Annotated in this window: 16 protein-coding genes; 12 read left to right on the top strand and 4 right to left on the bottom strand. The window is 63.3% G+C overall.

Annotation, left to right across the window (positions count from 1 at the left end):
- Window positions 1–23: 23 nt before the first annotated feature.
- From ACFMPD_RS11435 to ACFMPD_RS11420, 4 genes are read left to right on the top strand one after another with little or no spacing between them, the layout of a single operon-like run.
- Complete coding sequence (locus tag ACFMPD_RS11435; RefSeq protein ID WP_380994236.1) at window positions 24–1,640, top strand: L,D-transpeptidase family protein; 1,617 nt, start codon at window positions 24–26, stop codon at window positions 1,638–1,640.
- 33 nt (window positions 1,641–1,673) lie between these two features.
- Entirely contained in the window at window positions 1,674–2,765 is a 1,092-nt protein-coding gene (lpxD, locus tag ACFMPD_RS11430) for a UDP-3-O-(3-hydroxymyristoyl)glucosamine N-acyltransferase (protein WP_380994233.1), read from the top strand.
- Between the two features lie 33 nt (window positions 2,766–2,798).
- Window positions 2,799–3,056 (top strand): acyl carrier protein, encoded by a 258-nt coding sequence (locus ACFMPD_RS11425; RefSeq protein WP_380994231.1) that lies wholly within the window; start codon window positions 2,799–2,801, stop codon window positions 3,054–3,056.
- A 19-nt stretch (window positions 3,057–3,075) separates the two neighbouring features.
- Window positions 3,076–4,284 carry a beta-ketoacyl-[acyl-carrier-protein] synthase family protein gene (locus ACFMPD_RS11420; protein WP_380994228.1) on the top strand — a complete coding sequence of 403 codons (1,209 nt, stop codon included), beginning with the start codon at window positions 3,076–3,078 and terminating at the stop codon, window positions 4,282–4,284.
- A gap of 55 nt (window positions 4,285–4,339) precedes the next feature.
- On the opposite strand, the gene ACFMPD_RS11415 is transcribed toward ACFMPD_RS11420, so the two are convergent.
- Complete coding sequence (locus tag ACFMPD_RS11415; protein WP_380994225.1) at window positions 4,340–4,960, bottom strand: invasion associated locus B family protein; 621 nt, start codon at window positions 4,958–4,960, stop codon at window positions 4,340–4,342.
- Between the two features lie 465 nt (window positions 4,961–5,425).
- On the opposite strand from ACFMPD_RS11415, the gene ACFMPD_RS11410 reads away from it, so the two are divergent.
- Entirely contained in the window at window positions 5,426–6,970 is a 1,545-nt protein-coding gene (locus ACFMPD_RS11410) for a helicase HerA-like domain-containing protein (RefSeq protein ID WP_380994223.1), read from the top strand.
- 78 nt (window positions 6,971–7,048) lie between these two features.
- Here ACFMPD_RS11410 and ACFMPD_RS11405 read toward each other — a convergent pair whose 3' ends face one another.
- Window positions 7,049–8,239, bottom strand: a complete 1,191-nt coding sequence (locus ACFMPD_RS11405) for an ABC transporter substrate-binding protein (protein ID WP_380994220.1) — start codon at window positions 8,237–8,239, stop codon at window positions 7,049–7,051.
- 152 nt (window positions 8,240–8,391) lie between these two features.
- A complete protein-coding gene (locus tag ACFMPD_RS11400; RefSeq protein ID WP_380994217.1) occupies window positions 8,392–9,396 on the bottom strand; it encodes a GlxA family transcriptional regulator in 1,005 nt (334 codons plus the stop codon).
- Between the two features lie 178 nt (window positions 9,397–9,574).
- On the opposite strand from ACFMPD_RS11400, the gene ACFMPD_RS11395 reads away from it, so the two are divergent.
- On the top strand, window positions 9,575–10,945 hold the full coding sequence (locus ACFMPD_RS11395) for a class II 3-deoxy-7-phosphoheptulonate synthase (protein ID WP_380994214.1): 1,371 nt from the start codon (window positions 9,575–9,577) through the stop codon (window positions 10,943–10,945).
- Window positions 10,946–11,084: 139 nt separating this feature from the next.
- On the opposite strand, the gene ACFMPD_RS11390 is transcribed toward ACFMPD_RS11395, so the two are convergent.
- Entirely contained in the window at window positions 11,085–11,747 is a 663-nt protein-coding gene (locus ACFMPD_RS11390; RefSeq protein WP_380994211.1) for a PAS domain-containing protein, read from the bottom strand.
- A 295-nt stretch (window positions 11,748–12,042) separates the two neighbouring features.
- Here ACFMPD_RS11390 and ACFMPD_RS11385 point away from each other — a divergent pair, with 295 nt between their 5' ends.
- The 6 genes from ACFMPD_RS11385 (at window position 12,043) to ACFMPD_RS11360 (ending at window position 17,550) form a co-directional block, all read left to right on the top strand.
- Complete coding sequence (locus ACFMPD_RS11385) at window positions 12,043–12,921, top strand: YicC/YloC family endoribonuclease (protein WP_380994208.1); 879 nt, start codon at window positions 12,043–12,045, stop codon at window positions 12,919–12,921.
- Between the two features lie 17 nt (window positions 12,922–12,938).
- Window positions 12,939–13,580, top strand: coding sequence for a guanylate kinase (gmk, locus tag ACFMPD_RS11380; protein ID WP_380994206.1), 642 nt, complete (start codon window positions 12,939–12,941; stop codon window positions 13,578–13,580).
- Window positions 13,577–14,101 carry a gamma carbonic anhydrase family protein gene (locus ACFMPD_RS11375; protein WP_380994203.1) on the top strand — a complete coding sequence of 175 codons (525 nt, stop codon included), beginning with the start codon at window positions 13,577–13,579 and terminating at the stop codon, window positions 14,099–14,101. The genes gmk and ACFMPD_RS11375 overlap by 4 nt, the downstream gene beginning before the upstream one ends.
- Complete coding sequence (locus tag ACFMPD_RS11370; protein WP_380994199.1) at window positions 14,098–15,291, top strand: trans-sulfuration enzyme family protein; 1,194 nt, start codon at window positions 14,098–14,100, stop codon at window positions 15,289–15,291. The genes ACFMPD_RS11375 and ACFMPD_RS11370 overlap by 4 nt, the downstream gene beginning before the upstream one ends.
- 7 nt (window positions 15,292–15,298) lie before the next feature.
- Entirely contained in the window at window positions 15,299–16,345 is a 1,047-nt protein-coding gene (locus ACFMPD_RS11365) for an ATP-binding protein (RefSeq protein WP_380994196.1), read from the top strand.
- 149 nt (window positions 16,346–16,494) lie between these two features.
- Window positions 16,495–17,550 carry a substrate-binding domain-containing protein gene (locus tag ACFMPD_RS11360; protein WP_380994193.1) on the top strand — a complete coding sequence of 352 codons (1,056 nt, stop codon included), beginning with the start codon at window positions 16,495–16,497 and terminating at the stop codon, window positions 17,548–17,550.
- Window positions 17,551–17,594 lie beyond the last annotated feature (44 nt).

Here is a 17,594-nt window from a genome sequence, read left to right as displayed (position 1 = left end):
TTTCGAATATCAAGGACGCTCCCATGACGACATTTCAGCATATGCGGATAATTTCCCGGCTTCTGGCCGTGATCGGTGCGTTGGTCATGGCGGCTTTCCTGTTCGGCGCGCCGGCGGCGGCGCAGGTCACGGCCTTTAAGCAGGCGGTAGCTGAAGCCGCTGCCAAGGACGCCGACATCGCCGCGTTTTACCGTGCGACCAACTATGAGGCGGTCTGGACCGGCAAGGGCGGCAAACACCGCAAACGCCGGGCGGAACTGATACAGGCATTGTCCAACGCCGGCACCCACGGACTGCCGGTGGCGCGCTATGATGTGGACGGGCTGACGGCGCAGATGCAGGCGGCGCGCACGACGCGCGATCTGGGGCTGCTCGAAGTTCGTCTAAGCGCGGCGTTTCTGAAATACGCCCGCGACGTGCAGACCGGCCTGCTGGTGCCCTCTCGTATCGATGGGGGGATCGTCCGGGCGGTGCCGTATCGCGACCGGGGGTCTTACCTGACGAATTTTGCCAAAAGTGCGCCGCGCGGGTTTTTCAAAGCGCTGCCGCCATCGTCTGCGCAGTATCGCGCATTGATGAAGGAAAAGCTGCGGCTGGAGAAACTGTTGGGACAGGGCGGATGGGGCGCGGCGGTTCCGGTCGGCAGTCTCAAACCCGGGCAAAGCGGCAATGCGGTTGTGATCCTGCGCAACCGGCTGATCGCCATGGGATACATGCGCCGCAGCGCCACGCAAAGCTACGATTCCGATATCCAGAAGGCGGTACAGCAGTTTCAGCTGGCGCACGGGCTGACGGCCGACGGCGTCGCCGGCAAGGGCACAATGGCCGAGATCAATCAACCGGCCGAGCTGCGCCTGCGGTCGGTTATCGTCGCGATGGAACGGGAACGCTGGATCAACATGGATCTCGGCCGGCGCCACATTCTGGTCAACCAGACCGACTTCACCGCCAAGATTATCGACAATGGCAAGGTGACCTTTCGCACCCGGTCGGTGATCGGCAAGAATACCAGCGACCGGCGCAGTCCCGAATTTTCCGACATGATGGAGTTCATGGTGGTCAATCCCAGCTGGTATGTGCCGCGCTCGATCGTGACCAAGGAATACCTGCCCAAGCTCAAGAACAACCCGAACGCGGCTGGCCATATCGAGATTACCGACAGTCGTGGGCGGCGGGTCAACCGCGCGGCGGTGGACTTCAACCAGTTTACCGCGCGCAGCTTTCCCTATGCCATGCGGCAACCGCCCAGCAAACGCAATGCGCTGGGGCTGGTCAAGTTCATGTTCCCGAACAAGTACAATATCTATCTTCATGATACTCCATCGAAATCCCTGTTCGACCGAGAGGTCCGCGCCTATTCGCATGGCTGTATCCGTCTGGCCGATCCGTTCGATTTTGCCTACACGCTGCTGGCCAGGCAGACAGGTGATCCCAAGGGTCAGTTCCACCGCATCCTGAACAGCGGCAAAGAGACAAAGGTGATGCTGGACGAGCCGGTTCCGGTGCACATCATTTACCGCACCGCCTTTGTCGGCGAAAAGGGGCGGTCGGAATACCGGCGCGATATCTATGGGCGTGACGCCAAGATTTGGCGCGCTCTGGACAACGCGGGGGTAGCCCTGCGCGCGGTTCGGGGGTAATCACGGTCCCGACAGATGCAAGGGGGCCGCGCCATGACTTTTACCATCCGCCAGATCGCCAAGCAACTGGGGGCAGAGGCCGCCGGGGACCTGGAACTGACGGTCCAGCGCGCGGCCGAGCCGGCTGATGCCGGACCCGAGGACCTGGCGCTGGCAATGTCTGAGAAATACCGCGGCGACCTGAGCAAGGGACAGGCCCGGGCGGCGATCCTTTGGCCCGATGCCAATTGGCAGGATATGGGTCTGGCGGCAGCGATCTTTGCACCGCGTCCGCGCATGGCCATGTCCGGTTTGACGGCGCTCATGGACCGCGGGCAGGGCTGTGACACCGGCATTCACCCTACGGCCGTCATCGATGCGACGGCGGAACTGGCGGACAATGTGTCCGTGGGTCCGCTCAGCGTCGTCGGCCCCGGCGCCCGCATTGGCGCCGGCAGCGTGATCGGACCGCATTGCGCGATCGGACCCGACGTGCGGCTGGGAGAAAACGCGCTGTTGCGTGAAATGGTCAGTATAGGTGCGCGCGTCCGGATCGGGGCGCGTTTCATCGCTCAGCCCGGCGCACGGATCGGCGGAGACGGTTTTTCCTTTGTGACCCCCGAAGTGTCCGGCGCCGAAAACGTGCGCAAGACCATGGGTGATCAGGGGGATGCCAAGGCGCAAAGCTGGATTCGCATCCACTCGCTGGGTGCGGTTACCATCGGCGACGATGTCGAGGTCGGCGCAAACTGCACGGTGGATAACGGCACCATCCGCGATACCCGGATCGGCGATGGCAGCAAACTGGACAACCTGGTTCATGTCGGTCACAACACGCGGGTTGGCCGCGACTGCCTGCTCTGCGGTCAGACCGGCATATCCGGATCGGTGGATATCGGTGACAATGTCATTCTCGGCGGCCAGGTAGGCGTCGTGGACAATATCTTTATCGGCGACCGGGTAATTGCCGGCGGTGGCACCAAAATTCTGTCCAACGTGCCGGCCGGTCGGGTGATCATGGGGTATCCGGCTGTTAAGATGGAAACCCATACTGACATGTATAAGGCGCAGCGCCGGCTGCCGCGGCTGATGCGCGACATCGCGGCCTTGCAAAAAGCCGTTTTCAAACAGGAACCAAAAGACTAAGTCAGCGCCAGAACAGCAGATCAGAGGCCCGACATGAGCATTCAGGACAAGGTCATCGCAATCGTTGCCGAACAGGCGCTGCTTGATCCTTCGGACGTCAGGATGGACAGCACGCTGGAGGATCTGGGTATCGACAGCCTGGGGCTGGTCGAAAGCATATTTGCGATTGAGGAAGAGTTCGACATCTCGATCCCGTTCAACGCCAACGAGCCTGGCGACAGCGATTTCGACATCAGCAGCGTCGGCGCGATCGTGGCCGGTATCGAAAAGCTGGTAACGCAGAAATCTTGAACCGCAAGGGGGCCGGGGCATGAACCGGGTTGTCATCACCGGTGCGGGCACGATCAACGCCTTGGGTCATTCGGTGTCCGAGACGTTGATGGCGATGCGCGAGGGGCGCTGCGGCATCGGCGAACTGGCGTTTCGCGATGTCGACCGGCTGGCCATCCGGATCGGCGGGCAGGTCCGCGGATTCGAGGCCGAGGGCCGGTTCAACCGCCAGCAGATATCGCTGTATGACCGTTTCACCCAGTTTACCCTGACCGCCGCAAAAGAGGCCATAACACAGTCCGGCTTGACCTTTGCCGGCGAACTGGCGGCCTGTTCCGGCGTCGTGCTGGGCACGGCGGGGGGCGGGGTCAGCACCTGGGACGACAATTACCGGTCGGTCTACGAGGATGGCAAGAACCGGGTGCATCCCTTTGTCGTGCCCAAGCTGATGAACAATGCCGCCGCCGCGCATGTGTCCATGGAATACAATCTCAAGGGGCCGTCCTTCACGGTATCGACGGCCTGTGCCTCGTCCAACCACGCCATGGCCCAGGCCTTTGCCATGGTGCGCAGCGGCATGGCAAAGGCGATGGTAACGGGCGGGTCTGAAAGCATGCTGTGTTTCGGCGGCGTCAAGGCCTGGGAGGGGCTGCGCGTGATGTCAAAGGACGCCTGCCGGCCGTTTTCGCTGGGCCGCAGCGGCATGGTGCAGGGCGAGGGGGCCGGTGTCTTTGTGTTCGAGGAATACGAGCATGCCCGGACCCGGGGCGCCGAGATCCTGTGTGAAGTCAGCGGCTTTGCCATGACATCGGATGCTTCGGACATCGTGATGCCCAGCAAGCAGGGCGCCGCTCGCGCCATGGCCAATGCGTTGCGCGACGCTCGAATCGACCCTGATGCGGTCGGGTATATCAACGCCCATGGCACCGGAACCGCAGCCAACGACAAGACGGAATGCGCCGCGGTAGCCGACGTTTTCGGCCCGCATGCAGACCGGTTGATGATCAGTTCGACCAAATCGATGCATGGTCACCTGATCGGCGGCACCGGTGCGGTGGAACTGCTGGCCTGCATCATGGCATTGCGCGACGGGGTGATCGCCCCCACCATCGGCTACGAGGAACCAGACCCGGAATGCGCGCTGGACGTAGTGCCCAACGTGGCGCGCGAGGCCGACGTGCACGTGGCGGTCTCGAACGCCTTTGCCTTTGGCGGCATGAACGCGGTGCTGGTATTGCGCCGGGTCTGACACAAAAACGCCGGACCCAGGGGTCCGGCGCGCGGCGGTAGCGATTTTGCGTGACCTATTCGGTCAGGACATCGACCGCCGCGAATCCGGCGGTAAAGCCGCTCAGCGACAGTGTCAGCTTGACGACCTGATCCGGCGCCGGTGCTGGCACCAGCGACACGGTGGCCTTGCCACCCTTCTTAAAGGCTTCGACGTCCTCTTTGGTCAGGCCGATCTGCGCGGCACAACCGATGGGGCTGCAGAACGAATACTGATAGCGCTTGCCCGGGTTGTCATCCACGGCGATGGTCAGCTGCGCGGGCAACAGGGTTTCCAGCGGCACCAGCACCGTGGCCCCGGCTGCGGCCTGGCTGCCGTTCTCGATCCGGAACAGCGATACCTCGGCCACCGGATTGCCGGTGTCGTCCGTGAGGATTTGCAACAGCGAGCACGGGTCGGTTTCGGCTTCGGTCTTGATGCAGGCGAGATCCCAGTCGCCGTGCTTTTCCTTGGAATAGCGCTCGCCCAGCTTGGGGCCCTGATCAACCGGCTGGCCCAGATCCAGCGCCGGCTTTTCGGCGGTCTCGGCGGCCTGTGCCTCGGTCTCTGGCGTGGCGGCGGGTTTGTCCTCGGCCTGGGCCTGTACGGTCAGCGCGACAAGGCTCAGCGCTGCCAGTGAGGGAAGATGTTTGAACATGCGACTGTCTCGTTTCCTGTGGGGTCTGCCTGGTGGCTGCTCTATCACGCCGGCGGGACGCTGTCAGGCGCTTATTGCCGAATGCCGGCGCCGTCCGAACCGTTTTTCGCCCGCTCGGGATTAACGCTTTGATCGCGCGAGAATACGAAAAAAGGGGACTGAACAGCCCCCTTTCCGAATACTTTCTCCCCGTCGGACTGGCCGACTTAGTTATTGCGGCGAGGTTACGAAAGGGGCGGGCAGCGGTCAACAGGAAACCGAAAAAAAGAAGCATTTTCCGAGCGTTTGCCAGTTTTGCGCGGGGTCAAAAAAAAGGGGCCGTACCCGAAGGCACGGCCAGTCTAACAGGGAGGAAGTGCCCGCAAACCCGAACGGGCCGTTGCAGCGGGCAGAAAGGACTATGGCAGGCAAAGGTTAAGTTTGTATGGTCGGCGCGGTACGGGCAGGAACAAGAGGTAAACGGACATGGGCAGCAAAGTTTTCATTGGCGGCGGTGGTCCCGATTATGGCGAGAAACAGGAGCTGGCATTGAAATATGCCAACCGTCACGGGCTGATCGCCGGTGCCACCGGCACCGGCAAGACCGTGACCCTGCAGATCTTGGCCGAAGGCTTCAGCGATGCCGGCGTTCCGGTGTTCCTGTCGGACGTCAAGGGCGACCTGTCAGGGCTGGCCCGGGCCGGCAGTTCGGCACACAAACTGGACCCAGCCTTTCGGGAAAGGGCTGCGCGGATCGGCTTTGCCGACTATGCCTATCGCGCCTACCCGGTCACGTTCTGGGATCTGTTCGGCCAGTCCGGTCACCCGGTGCGCACCACGGTTGCCGAGATGGGGCCGCTGCTGCTGGCGCGGCTGCTGGAGCTGACCGAAGCGCAGGAGGGTATCCTGAACATCGCCTTCCGTCTGGCCGACGAAGAGGGGTTGCCATTGCTGGACCTCAAGGACCTGCAGGCATTGCTGGTCTGGATCGGCCAGAACCGCGACAGGTTGTCCCTGCGCTATGGCAATGTGTCGACCGCCTCGATCGGGGCGATCCAGCGGCGACTGCTGGTGCTGGAAAACCAGGGCGGCGCGCGGCTGTTCGGCGAACCGGCGCTGGACCTGGCGGACATCATGCGCTGCGATGCGCATGGGCGGGGCGGCATCAACATCCTTGCCGCCGACAGGTTGATGAGCGCGCCCGGGCTGTATGCGACGTTTCTGCTGTGGCTGCTCAGCGAGCTTTTCGAGGAACTGCCCGAGGTCGGGGATCCGGACAAGCCCCGGCTGGTATTCTTCTTCGACGAGGCGCATCTGCTGTTTGACGATGCCCCGAAGGTGCTGGTGGACAAGATCGAGCAGGTCGCCCGGCTGATCCGCTCGAAAGGGGTGGGGGTGTATTTCATCACCCAGAATCCGGCCGACATACCCGAGGACATTCTGGGCCAGCTTGGCAACCGGGTTCAGCACGCCCTGCGCGCCTTTACCGCGCGGGATCGCAAGAACCTGAAACTGGCGGCCGAGACCTATCGCGAGAACCCGCGGTTCTCGACCCAGGACGCGATCCGCGATGTCGGTGTCGGCGAGGCGGTGACCAGCATGCTGATGAAAAAGGGTGTGCCCGGCGTGGTCGAGCGCACCCTGATCCGCCCGCCCTCGTCACAGCTGGGGCCGATCACCGATGCCCAGCGCCAGGCCGTGCTGGCGGCGTCCGACATGGCGGGAAAATACGATCAGGCGCTGGACCGCAAATCGGCCTATGAAATCCTGGCGCTGCGTGCCGCCGAGGCCGCCGAAAAAGCGGCCGAGGCCGAGGAAAAGGCCGAGCAGATGGAGCCGATGTTCCGCGAATACAATGCCGGCCGCCGCTACTCCGGCAACCGGGTCGGCCGGTCGACCGCACGCCCGCCGCGCAAATCCGGCGACAGTTTTGCCCAGGCGCTGACCAGGAACGTGATGAAGGAACTGACCGGCACCACCGGGCGCCGCATCGTGCGCGGCATTCTGGGGGGCCTGTTCAAAGGGCGTTGATCCGCAAGGCGATTCCATAGAAAAAGCCCGCGGCAGGGGGGCCGCGGGCTGTCTGGTTTTTTGGTCTTCAGGGCGCGGTCAGCGGAACTTGACGGTGGTGTTCTGGCCGTCCTTGACCTCGATCTCGCGATAGCTGCCGGCGCTTTCACCCGGGCCGATCAGTTCGACCGCCGAGGCACCGACATAATCGACGTCGCCGCCGCTTTTGAGGATTTCCAGCGCCTTGGCCAGTTCACCGGGATAGATCTTTTCGCCAGGTGCGTTGGCGACTTCCATGATCTTGGGGCCATAGGCCGCCGGATCGGTGGAATTCGCCGCCTGCATGGCCAGCAGGAACAGCGCCGCCGCGTCATAGCTTTCCGGCGAGAAGGGCGATGTGGCGTCAAAGGCGTCGCCGGCCATGGCAGTCATCTTCTCAATGCCTTCGCCGCCGGTGCCGGCGATCTGACCGAACGAGCCGTCCAGATCCGGGCCGACATTCTGCGGCAGGCTGTCGCCGATCATGCCGCCGGGCAGGCCGAATGTCTCGAAGGCGCCGGAATCCAGCGCCGCCTTGATGATGCCCAGGCCGCCCTGATCCAGATACCCGGCCACAACCAGCAACTCGCCGCCCGCCGCGGCCAGTGCGCCGACTTCGGCCGAATAGTCGGCCTTGCCGTCCTCGTGCGCGGCGGTGATGGTCACCTGTCCGCCACCGGCCTCAAAAGCGGTCTTGATCGAATCGGCCAGCCCCTTGCCGAAATCGTTGTTGGTATAGGTCAGCGCGATCGACTTGATACCACGCTCGGCCAGAATTTCGGCCATCACCTCGCCTTCGCGCGCATCCGACGGCGCGGTACGGAAGAACAGGCCGTTATCCTCGACGCTGGACAGGCCCGGCGATGTTGCCGAGGGCGAGATCATCACCATGCCGTTGGGAATGGCGACGTTTTGCAGGATCGCCCCGGTGACGCCGGAACAGTCGCCGCCGACCAGACCGTTGATGCCCTCGGCAATCAGGCGTTCGGCGTTGGACGTGGCCAGACCGTTGTCGATACAGCCGGTGTCGGCCCGCAGCGGCGTGACCGTGGCGGCGTCCAGCAGCGCGCCGCTGTCATTGACCTCTTTGATGGCCAGTTCGGCACCGGCGGCCATCGCCGGAGCCAGAGATTCAATGGGGCCGGTAAAGCCGAACAGAATGCCCAGCTTGACCTCTTTTGCGTGCCCGCCGGCAAACGCGGTCCCCGCCATCAGCGCCGTTGCGGCCGTCGCCAAAAGCAGCTTTTTCATTTGGTTTCTCCCGTGTTGGAACATTTTGTTCGACCCCGACCCTAGGCAAGGCGGGACAAAAAGAAAAGTGGTGTCGGCAAATCCCGGCGCACGGATGCGGCCGGGGTGGCATTTGGCGCATTTCCGGGCAGGTGTTGCGGAGTTCTGACCGGTCAGATCGACAGGCGCCCGGCATGGCTGCCGCGTTCGCGATAGGGTGTCGTGTCGTAATGGGCGCGATAGCATTTCGAGAAATGCGACGGGCTGGCAAAGCCGCAGGCCAGGGCCACGTTGATGACGCTCATGTCGGTCTGCATCAGCAGGTTGCGGGCCTTTTGCAGGCGCAGTTCCATGTAATACCGTTTCGGGCTGCGATTGAGATAGCGGCGGAACAGGCGTTCCAGCTGTCGCGTGGACATGCCCACGTCGCGGGCCAGGATCGACGGGCTGATCGGTTCCTCGATATTGGCCTCCATGATCTGGATCACCTGGCTCAGCTTGGGGTGCCGTACGCCGATGCGGGTGGGCACCGACAGGCGCTGGGTGTCCTGATCGGTGCGGATCGAGGAATAGATCAGCTGGTCGGCCACCGCGTTGGCCAGTTCCTCGCCATGCTCGTCGGCGATCAGCTTGAGCATCAGGTCGATCGACGAGGTGCCGCCCGCCGTGGTCATCCGGCTACCGTCGATCACGAAGACCGATTTCGTCAGCTGCACATCCTCGAATTCTTCGGAAAAACTGTCGGCGTTTTCCCAGTGGATCGTCGCCTTTTTGTGATCCAGCAATCCGGCCCTGGCCATTGTATAGGCGGCGGTGCACAGGCCGCCGATCAGGATGCCCTTGCGGGATTCACGGCGGATCCAGCCCAGCAGACGCTTGCTGGTCGCGGCCTGAACATCCAGCCCGCCACAGATCAGCACCGTGTCGTCGCGGTTCAAATCCGCCAGGTCGCCGTCCAGCTGAAACGAGGTGCCCGCCGAACAGGACATGGTGTCGCCATCCTCGCCGATCAGCCGCCAGTCATAGAGCGTGCGTGCCGCCATGCGGTTGGCGATGCGCAGGCATTCCAGCGCCGAGGCAAAGCTGAGCATGGAAAACCCGTCCAGCAGAACAAAGACAAAGCGGCGGGGCCTGGTCACATTCGGTCCGAGATCGACAACTTTGTGTTGTTCTTTCATTGTGCGAATTTCCCTTGGGTCACGGAATCCTATAGAATCCTATAGATCGGACCGAAATGCGTATTCGTGAGTGTGGTCAAAGCTGGTCTGCGGCGTCAAGGGTCGCAAATCGGTTATGGCAACCCGCACCCGGCTTTTGTATAGATGCAGCCTGAGATGCGAAACGGAGATCAGAGCGATGAGTGAGTGGCAAAAAACCGACTGGCGCAACAAGCCTCGGGTTCAGATGCCCGACTATACCGACCCGGCGGCCCTGAACGCCGTCGAGGCGCAGCTGTCGAAATACCCGCCGCTGGTCTTTGCCGGCGAGGCACGCCGCCTGAAATCGCTTTTGGGCAAGGCCGGCCGCGGCGAGGCGTTTCTGCTGCAGGGCGGGGATTGTGCCGAAAGCTTCGAGCAGTTCAGTGCCGACAGCATCCGCGACACGTTCAAGGTGATGTTGCAGATGGCCATGGTTCTGACCCATGGCGCCAAGGTGCCGGTGATCAAGGTCGGGCGCATGGCCGGCCAATTTGCCAAACCGCGCAGCGCACCGACCGAGACGATCGGCGGGGTCGAACTGCCCAGCTATCGCGGCGACATCATCAACGAGCTGGATTTCACGCCCGAGGCGCGCATTCCCGATCCGAACAAGATGCTGCAGGCCTATACCCAGGCGGCGGCCACGCTGAACCTGCTGCGGGCCTTTTCCACCGGCGGTTACGCCGATGTGCATCAGGTGCATTCCTGGACCCTGGGATTCACCGAAAGCGAAAAGGCGGAACGCTATCGCGAGGTGGCCAACCGGATCAGCGATACGTTGGATTTCATGCAGGCGGCCGGGGTCAATCAGGATACGGCGCATACGCTGCAATCGGTGGAATTCTACACCAGCCATGAAAGCCTGCTGCTGGAATACGAAGAGGCGCTGACGCGCCGGGATTCGACCTCGGGCAACTGGCTGGCCGGATCCGGCCACCTGATCTGGATCGGTGATCGCACGCGTCAGCCGGACGGCGCACATGTCGAGTTTGCCCGGGGGGTCATCAACCCGATCGGCCTGAAATGCGGCCCCTCGATGACCAGCGAGGATCTCAAGCTGCTGATGGCCAGGCTGAACCCCAAGAACGAGCCCGGCCGGCTGACGCTGATCGCGCGGTTTGGGGCGGGCAAGGTCGCCGAGAACCTGCCGCGGCTGATCCAGACCGTGCGCGAAGAGGGCGCCGAGGTGGTCTGGGTCTGCGATCCGATGCATGGCAACACCGTCAAGTCCTCGACCGGCTACAAGACGCGGCCCTTTGACTCGGTTCTGCGTGAGGTGCGCGAATTCTTTGCCATTCATGCCAGCGAAGGCACGGTGCCCGGCGGCGTGCATTTCGAGATGACCGGCCAGGACGTGACCGAATGCACCGGCGGCGTGCAGGCGGTCAGCGAAGAGGATCTGTCGGATCGGTATCATACCGCCTGCGACCCACGCCTGAACGCCAGCCAGTCGCTGGAACTGGCTTTTCTGGTGGCGGAGGAATTGTCGAACCTGCGCGACTCGCGGCTGGCCCGCGCGGCCGGCTAATCCGGCGGTTCGCCGGGCTTACACCGGAAACGACCGGGGCCGGCTGATACCGGCCCCTCCCCATGGGTCGCGACCCGCGGCCCAATCCGCGGATCCGGTTCTGGATGGCCCGGTTTTTGGCCGGTCCGGGGCTGGTGCTCTATTCGTCGGTCTTGACCAGCCGGAGATACGGAACCGGTCCTTCCAGGACGGTCTGGGCCTCGGCGAACCCCTGCACCGCTTCGACGGTGTTGACGCGGGTCGACGAGACCACCGACAGATCGCGCAGATCGGTGCCGGTTACCTCGAAACGGCGCGGTTGCCGGCCAAAATCGCCATCTGCGACCATTATCCCCAGAATGCGGCTGCAATCGCCCATGTCGCTTTTCAGGGGCAAAAGGATCATCCGCGCGTCACAGGCGCCCCGCAGGCTTTGCCGTTCGCCGGTCAGCGTCAGTTCCGCAACGGCAGGGGTGTCGAACACATGTTCAAGCGTTGCACTGACCTGATCGCGCGAGACCGGTGAAAAGAAGGAAGTCAGCGGCATGCCCCGCACCTCCATTCCGGCCAGGCGGCTCAGATGCTGACCGGCCAGCCGGAACCGGGCGATCCCCGGCGCGATACGTTCCAGGATAAAGGCATATTCCAGAATCTGTTCCAGTCCGCGCGGGTCGATCTGCGAGCGAAACGGAATGTCGGCGCCGTTTCGCAATGCTGTCCAATAGGCTTCGGCCTGCCGGATCGGCGAAAGGCTGGCGCCATTGCGAAACCGGTTCATCGCCACAACCTTGCCGGATGCAGGTGGTCGAAAGATGCTGAACATGTCGATGTCTCTCAAATCAATGCCCGCCGCTATTCGAATGAGACCTGCCAAAATGGTCGAACCGATATATTAGGGCTTGCTTCAGAATGGTTACCTAAAGGTTAATATGACACATTTTTAACTGAATTGGGGTGCAATCTTGTCAAATGGTTAATTTTTCGAAGGGTCCCGCGCCCGCCACGGCAGCCCCGGGGTTGCCCTGCATCCGGCAATGGCTTTAGGTGCAGCCAGGCAGGAGCCAATCCCATATAGGGATCGATATGCGGGTCAGGCGGGACGAGGGATGATCAATTCGATGACGGCATTCGCGGCGGCCACGGGCGAGAGCGGGGCCTATTCCTGGGCATGGGAACTGCGCAGCGTCAATGGCAAGGGGCTGGACCTGCGCCTGCGAATTCCCGACTGGCTGACCGGACTGGAAACGGTCCTGCGCGCCGAACTGGCCAAGACCGTGGCCCGCGGTCACGTGACTCTTGCGTTGCGCGTGACCCGGGCCGAAGAAGCCGGAAGCCAGGTATTGAACCAGGCCACGCTGAATTCGGTCTTGGATGCGCTGGCCCAGGTCGATGCCGCGGCGGCCCGGCGCGGACTGACCCTGGCGCCGTCGCGGGCCAGCGATCTCTTGGGTTTGCGCGGCGTTCTGGAAGCCGGCACCGCCGAGGACGACATCGCTCCGGTCGTCGCCTGCCTGAAACAGGAATTCGCACCGCTGGTCGCGGCATTTCTGGACATGCGCCGCACCGAAGGAGCGGCTCTGGCCGAAATGCTGTCGGGCCAACTGACCCGGATCGCGGAATTGACGGTCGACGCGGCCAGGCTGGCCGAGGCGCGCAAGGACATGATGACCGAAACCCTCAGGACAAACCTGGCTCGGGTCCTGGACAATGCCGAAGGCGCCGATCCCCAGCGGGTGGCGCAGGAACTGGCGATGATGGCCGTCAAGGCCGATGTCACCGAAGAGATCGACCGTCTGGGCGCGCATGTGGGCGCTGCCCGCGATCTGCTGGCGCAGGGCGGCGCCGTGGGGCGCAAGCTGGATTTCCTGATGCAGGAATTCAATCGCGAGGCCAACACCCTGTGCTCGAAATCACAATCCACCGAGCTGACCGCGGCCGGGCTGGAGATGAAAGCGGTGATCGACCAGATGCGCGAGCAGATCCAGAACATTGAATGATTAGAACGGAGGCATACATGCCGGACAGACGCGGCCTGTTGATCATCCTGTCCTCGCCCTCGGGTGCGGGCAAGTCCACCCTGGCAAGACGGTTGCGCGACTGGGACCCCTCGATCCTGTTCTCGGTCAGTACCACCACCCGCGCGCCGCGTCCCGGAGAAGCGGATGGCGTGGATTATGTCTTTACCTCGGAGGTTGAGTTCAAGGCGCAGGTGGCGGCCGGCGAGATGCTCGAACATGCGCATGTCTTTGGCAATTTCTACGGCTCGCCCCGCGGCCCCGTACAGCAGGCGATCGACGCCGGCAAGGACGTGCTGTTTGACATCGACTGGCAGGGGGCGCAGCAGATCCGCAACTCGGCGCTGGGACCGCATACGCTGTCGATCTTTCTGTTGCCGCCCTCGATCACCGAATTGCGCCGGCGTCTGGAAGGCCGCGGCCAGGACGATGCTGACACCATCGCCCGGCGGATGCAGAAAAGCTGGGACGAGATCAGCCACTGGGACGGCTATGATTTCGTTCTGGTCAACGACGATCTGGACGCCACCGAAGAGCGGCTGAAAACCATCGTAACCGCAACCCGCCTGCGCCGCAGCCAGCAACCCGGCCTGACCGGGCATGTGCGCGCCTTGCAGGCCGAATTCGAGGAAAAGTCATGACTCTGTATGCTCTGAACGGAAAAACCCCCGATCTGCACGCCGATACCTGGGTGGCGCCGGATGCCAATCTTGTCGGTCTTGTGGTGCTGGAAGAGGGCGCTTCGGTCTGGTTCGGCACCACGATCCGTGCCGATCACGAGGAAATTCGAGTCGGGGCCGGCAGCAACGTGCAGGAAAACTGCGTAATGCATGTGGATGCGGGCTATCCGCTGACGATCGGTCGCGACTGCACGATCGGGCACAAGGTCATGCTGCACGGCTGCAGTATCGGCGACAACTCTCTGATCGGCATGGGGGCGACGGTGCTGAATGGCGCCCGGATCGGAAAGAACTGCCTGATCGGGGCCGGCGCATTGATCACCGAGGGCAAGGAGATACCCGATGGCAGTCTGGTCATGGGCGCGCCAGGCAAGGTCGTGCGTCAACTGGACGATCAGGCGATTGCCGGGCTTGCCGCCAGCGCCGCGCATTACCGGGACAACATGCGCCTGTTCCGCGAGCAATTGACGGTAGTGAAATGAATACCAATGCCAGGGGATCGTTGATCCGTCCGCTGCCGTTACCCGCCAGTGCCAGCCGGCCGGTGGTGACGCCGCTGTCGCCTTCGGTCGCCTATGCCAGTGACACGCCCGATGCGCTGGATGCGCAATACGAAGGCAGGGTCCAGGGCTATACCTATTCCCGCGAGGGACATCCCAATGCCGATGTGGTCGCAGCGCGATTGGACGCGATGGAGGGGGTTCGCGGCGGCATCGTGACCGGGTCGGGCATGGCGGCAGTGACGGCGACGCTGCTGGGCCTGTTGCAGGCCGGCGACCACGTGATCGGCGGCAACCAGCTCTATGGCCGGTCGCTGCGGCTGATGACGGACGACCTGCCGCGTCTGGGGATTGCGACATCACTGGGCGATCCCTGCGATGTCGAGGCCATCCGCGCGCTGATCCGTCCGCAGACCCGCCTTTTGCTGATCGAGGCCGTGTCGAACCCGACCCTGCGGGTGGCGGATATCGACGGACTGGCGGCGCTGTGCCGCGAGGCCGGAATTCTGCTGGCCGTGGACAACACCTTTACCACGCCGCGCGGGTTTCAGCCATTTGCCCATGGTGCGGATATCGTGCTGCATTCGATCACCAAGCTGCTGGCCGGCCATTCCGACGTGATGCTGGGCTATGTGGCGGCGCGCGATCCCGATCTGGCCGAACGCCTGCGCGTCTTTTCCATATCGACCGGCCTGTCCCCCAGCCCGTTCGACTGCTGGCTGGCCGAACGCGGCCTGCTGTCCTTTGATCTGCGCTTTGACCGGGCGCAGGCCACCGCTGCCCGACTGGCCGACCATCTGGCGACGCTGCCAGGGGTGACGCGGGTCATCTATCCGCAGCGCACGGATCATCCCGACCATGCCCGGGCCCGTGCCCTGCTGGGGGATCAGGGCTGCAACATGGTCAGTTTCGAACTGACCGGGGGGCGCGCCGCCGCCAATGCCTTTGCCCGCGCGGCCGAGGGGCTGAGTTTCGCCCCGACCCTGGGCGATGTGGGCACCACGCTCAGTCACCCCGCCTCGTCCTCGCATCGGGGACTGACACCGCAGAACCGCGCGGCCCTGGGCCTGAGCGAGGGGTTCTTTCGCATCTCGGTCGGACTGGAAGAGCCCGAGGCGCTAATGCGAATCCTGACCGATGCCGTGGCGGCGGCGACGTCGGTCACGGGCTGATCGGCGCATGGACAACGCGTTTGTCGATTCTCTGCTTGCCGCGACGCCGGTGCCGACGCTGATCGTCGATGCGACCGAATGGATCGTTGCAGCCAATCCCGAGGCGGACGCGTTGCTGGGGCAGGAGATCGTCGGACGGCATCTGGCCAACGTGCTGCGCCAACCGCAGGTGATTGCAGCGATCGAGGCGGCCTTTGCCGAGCGTCAGGAACAGAAGGCGCGATATGGCGTCGGCAGCGGCACACAACAGGCGCCGATGGATGTCACCTGTCGGCACTTGACCGCATTGGCTCCGAAAACGCCTTCGGCTGTCATGGTGTGTTTTCAGGACCGTGCGGATGTGGAACAGGCCGGGCAGATGCGCCGGGATTTTGTCGCCAATGTCAGCCACGAACTGCGCACGCCCCTGACCGCCCTGATCGGGTTCATCGAAACCCTGCGCGGGGCGGCGCGCGACGACGAGCAGGCCCGCGACCGGTTCCTGAACATCATGGAGGGCGAGGCCAGCCGGATGAACCGGCTGGTGGGCGATCTCTTGTCGCTGAGCCGGGTCGAGGCCGAGGAACGGGTTCGCCCGACCGGCCGGATCGACCTGACGGCGCTGCTGCGCTCGACCCTGAATTCGCTGGACCCGCTGGCCGAAAGCAGCAAGGTCGTGCTGGACATGACCGCGCCACCGGTGCCGGTGCAGATCGTCGGTGATGCCGATCAGTTGCGGCAGGTCTTTACCAACCTGATCGAGAACGCCATCAAATACGGCGGCTCGGGCGGACAGGTCACGGTTGCGCTGCACGAGATCGACCGAGAACCGGCGTTGCGCGGCCCGGCGGTGCGGGTGCAGGTGATTGATCGCGGCCCCGGCATCGACCCGGTGCATCTGCCGCGCCTGACCGAACGATTCTACCGCGCCGACAGCCACCGCAGCCGGCAACTGGGCGGCACCGGGCTGGGCCTTGCCATCGCCAAACATATCGTCAACCGGCATCGCGGCCGACTCAAGGTCGACAGCCAGCCGGGCCAGGGTGCGACATTTTCGGTTCTGTTGCCGAAATAGCTGCCCAAAAGGCCCCCGCCGGCACCGAAAGTCTGCTCTGTCATAAAGCCGTTACATGACTGTCACAGAATCCATATGCGGTCTGCTTAGACGGGGCGCAGCATCACCAACCGGGTGATCGTGTGAATTAAGTTGATCAGGAGACATTCATGTCCGTTTTCAAAGTGACCGCGTCCGCTCTGGCCGTTGCGTCCGTTTGTGCAACCGCTGCCGCCGCCCGTGATCAGGTGCAGATCGCCGGTTCCTCGACCGTGCTGCCCTATGCGTCGATCGTCGCCGAAGCCTTTGGCGAGAATTTCGACTTTCCGACGCCGGTGGTGGAATCCGGTGGCTCGTCGGCCGGCCTGAAACGGTTCTGCGAAGGTCTGGGCGAGAACACCGTGGACATCGCCAATGCCAGCCGCCGCATCCGCGACAAGGAAGTCGCCGCCTGCGCGGCCAATGGCGTGACCGACATCATCGAGGTCCGCATCGGCTATGACGGCATCGTCTTTGCCAGCGACATCGGCGGCAATGCCTTTGAGTTCACCCCGACCCAGTGGTACAAGGCGATCTCGCGCCAGGTCCAGGTCGATGGTCAACTGGTCGACAACCCCTATACCATGTGGAACGAGGTCGATCCGGCCCTGCCGGCACAGCCGATCCAGGCCTTTGTGCCGGGCACCAAGCACGGCACCCGCGAAGTCTTTGAGGACAAGGTGATTCTGGCCGGCTGCGAAGCCACCGGCGATTTCGAGGCCTATCTGGCCGTCGCCGAAGGTGACACCGAAAAGGCGCGCAAGAAGGCTGCTGAAAAGGCCTGTATCGAGCTGCGCACCGATGGCCGTTCGGTCGATATTGACGGCGATTACACCGAAACCCTGGCCCGTATCGACAGCAACAAGGACGGTATTGGCGTCTTTGGTCTGGCATTCTACGAGAACAACACTGACAAGCTGCAAGTGGCCACCATGTCCGGCATCGTGCCGAGCACCGAAAGCATCGCCACTGGCGAATACCCGGTGTCGCGCCCGCTGTTCTTTTACGTCAAGAAGGCGCATATCGGCGTGATCCCCGGCCTCAAGGACTATGCCGAGTTCTTCGTCGCCGACGAGATTGCCGGCCCCGACGGCCCGCTGGCCGAGTACGGGCTGGTTGCCGACCCCAAACTGGGCGAGACCCAGAACGCGGTTGCCGAAGAGGCCACTCTGGGCGGCAACTCGTGATCGCAACCCGGCCGGGGCAGGGTCTTTTGCCTCGGCCGGCCATT

Source organism: Sedimentitalea sediminis (assembly GCF_042687825.1).
Lineage (GTDB): Bacteria > Pseudomonadota > Alphaproteobacteria > Rhodobacterales > Rhodobacteraceae > Sedimentitalea.
The sequence above is the reverse complement of the archived record's forward strand: the minus strand, read 5'-3'. Positions and strand labels throughout refer to the sequence as shown.

Coding starts and splice junctions, on each gene's coding strand:
- ACFMPD_RS11435 (WP_380994236.1), top strand. CDS start 24: ATGACGACATTTCAGCATATGCGGATAATTTCCCGGCTTCTGGCCGTG.
- lpxD (WP_380994233.1), top strand. CDS start 1,674: ATGACTTTTACCATCCGCCAGATCGCCAAGCAACTGGGGGCAGAGGCC.
- ACFMPD_RS11425 (WP_380994231.1), top strand. CDS start 2,799: ATGAGCATTCAGGACAAGGTCATCGCAATCGTTGCCGAACAGGCGCTG.
- ACFMPD_RS11420 (WP_380994228.1), top strand. CDS start 3,076: ATGAACCGGGTTGTCATCACCGGTGCGGGCACGATCAACGCCTTGGGT.
- ACFMPD_RS11415 (WP_380994225.1), bottom strand. CDS start 4,960: ATGTTCAAACATCTTCCCTCACTGGCAGCGCTGAGCCTTGTCGCGCTG.
- ACFMPD_RS11410 (WP_380994223.1), top strand. CDS start 5,426: ATGGGCAGCAAAGTTTTCATTGGCGGCGGTGGTCCCGATTATGGCGAG.
- ACFMPD_RS11405 (WP_380994220.1), bottom strand. CDS start 8,239: ATGAAAAAGCTGCTTTTGGCGACGGCCGCAACGGCGCTGATGGCGGGG.
- ACFMPD_RS11400 (WP_380994217.1), bottom strand. CDS start 9,396: ATGAAAGAACAACACAAAGTTGTCGATCTCGGACCGAATGTGACCAGG.
- ACFMPD_RS11395 (WP_380994214.1), top strand. CDS start 9,575: ATGAGTGAGTGGCAAAAAACCGACTGGCGCAACAAGCCTCGGGTTCAG.
- ACFMPD_RS11390 (WP_380994211.1), bottom strand. CDS start 11,747: ATGTTCAGCATCTTTCGACCACCTGCATCCGGCAAGGTTGTGGCGATG.
- ACFMPD_RS11385 (WP_380994208.1), top strand. CDS start 12,043: ATGACGGCATTCGCGGCGGCCACGGGCGAGAGCGGGGCCTATTCCTGG.
- gmk (WP_380994206.1), top strand. CDS start 12,939: ATGCCGGACAGACGCGGCCTGTTGATCATCCTGTCCTCGCCCTCGGGT.
- ACFMPD_RS11375 (WP_380994203.1), top strand. CDS start 13,577: ATGACTCTGTATGCTCTGAACGGAAAAACCCCCGATCTGCACGCCGAT.
- ACFMPD_RS11370 (WP_380994199.1), top strand. CDS start 14,098: ATGAATACCAATGCCAGGGGATCGTTGATCCGTCCGCTGCCGTTACCC.
- ACFMPD_RS11365 (WP_380994196.1), top strand. CDS start 15,299: ATGGACAACGCGTTTGTCGATTCTCTGCTTGCCGCGACGCCGGTGCCG.
- ACFMPD_RS11360 (WP_380994193.1), top strand. CDS start 16,495: ATGTCCGTTTTCAAAGTGACCGCGTCCGCTCTGGCCGTTGCGTCCGTT.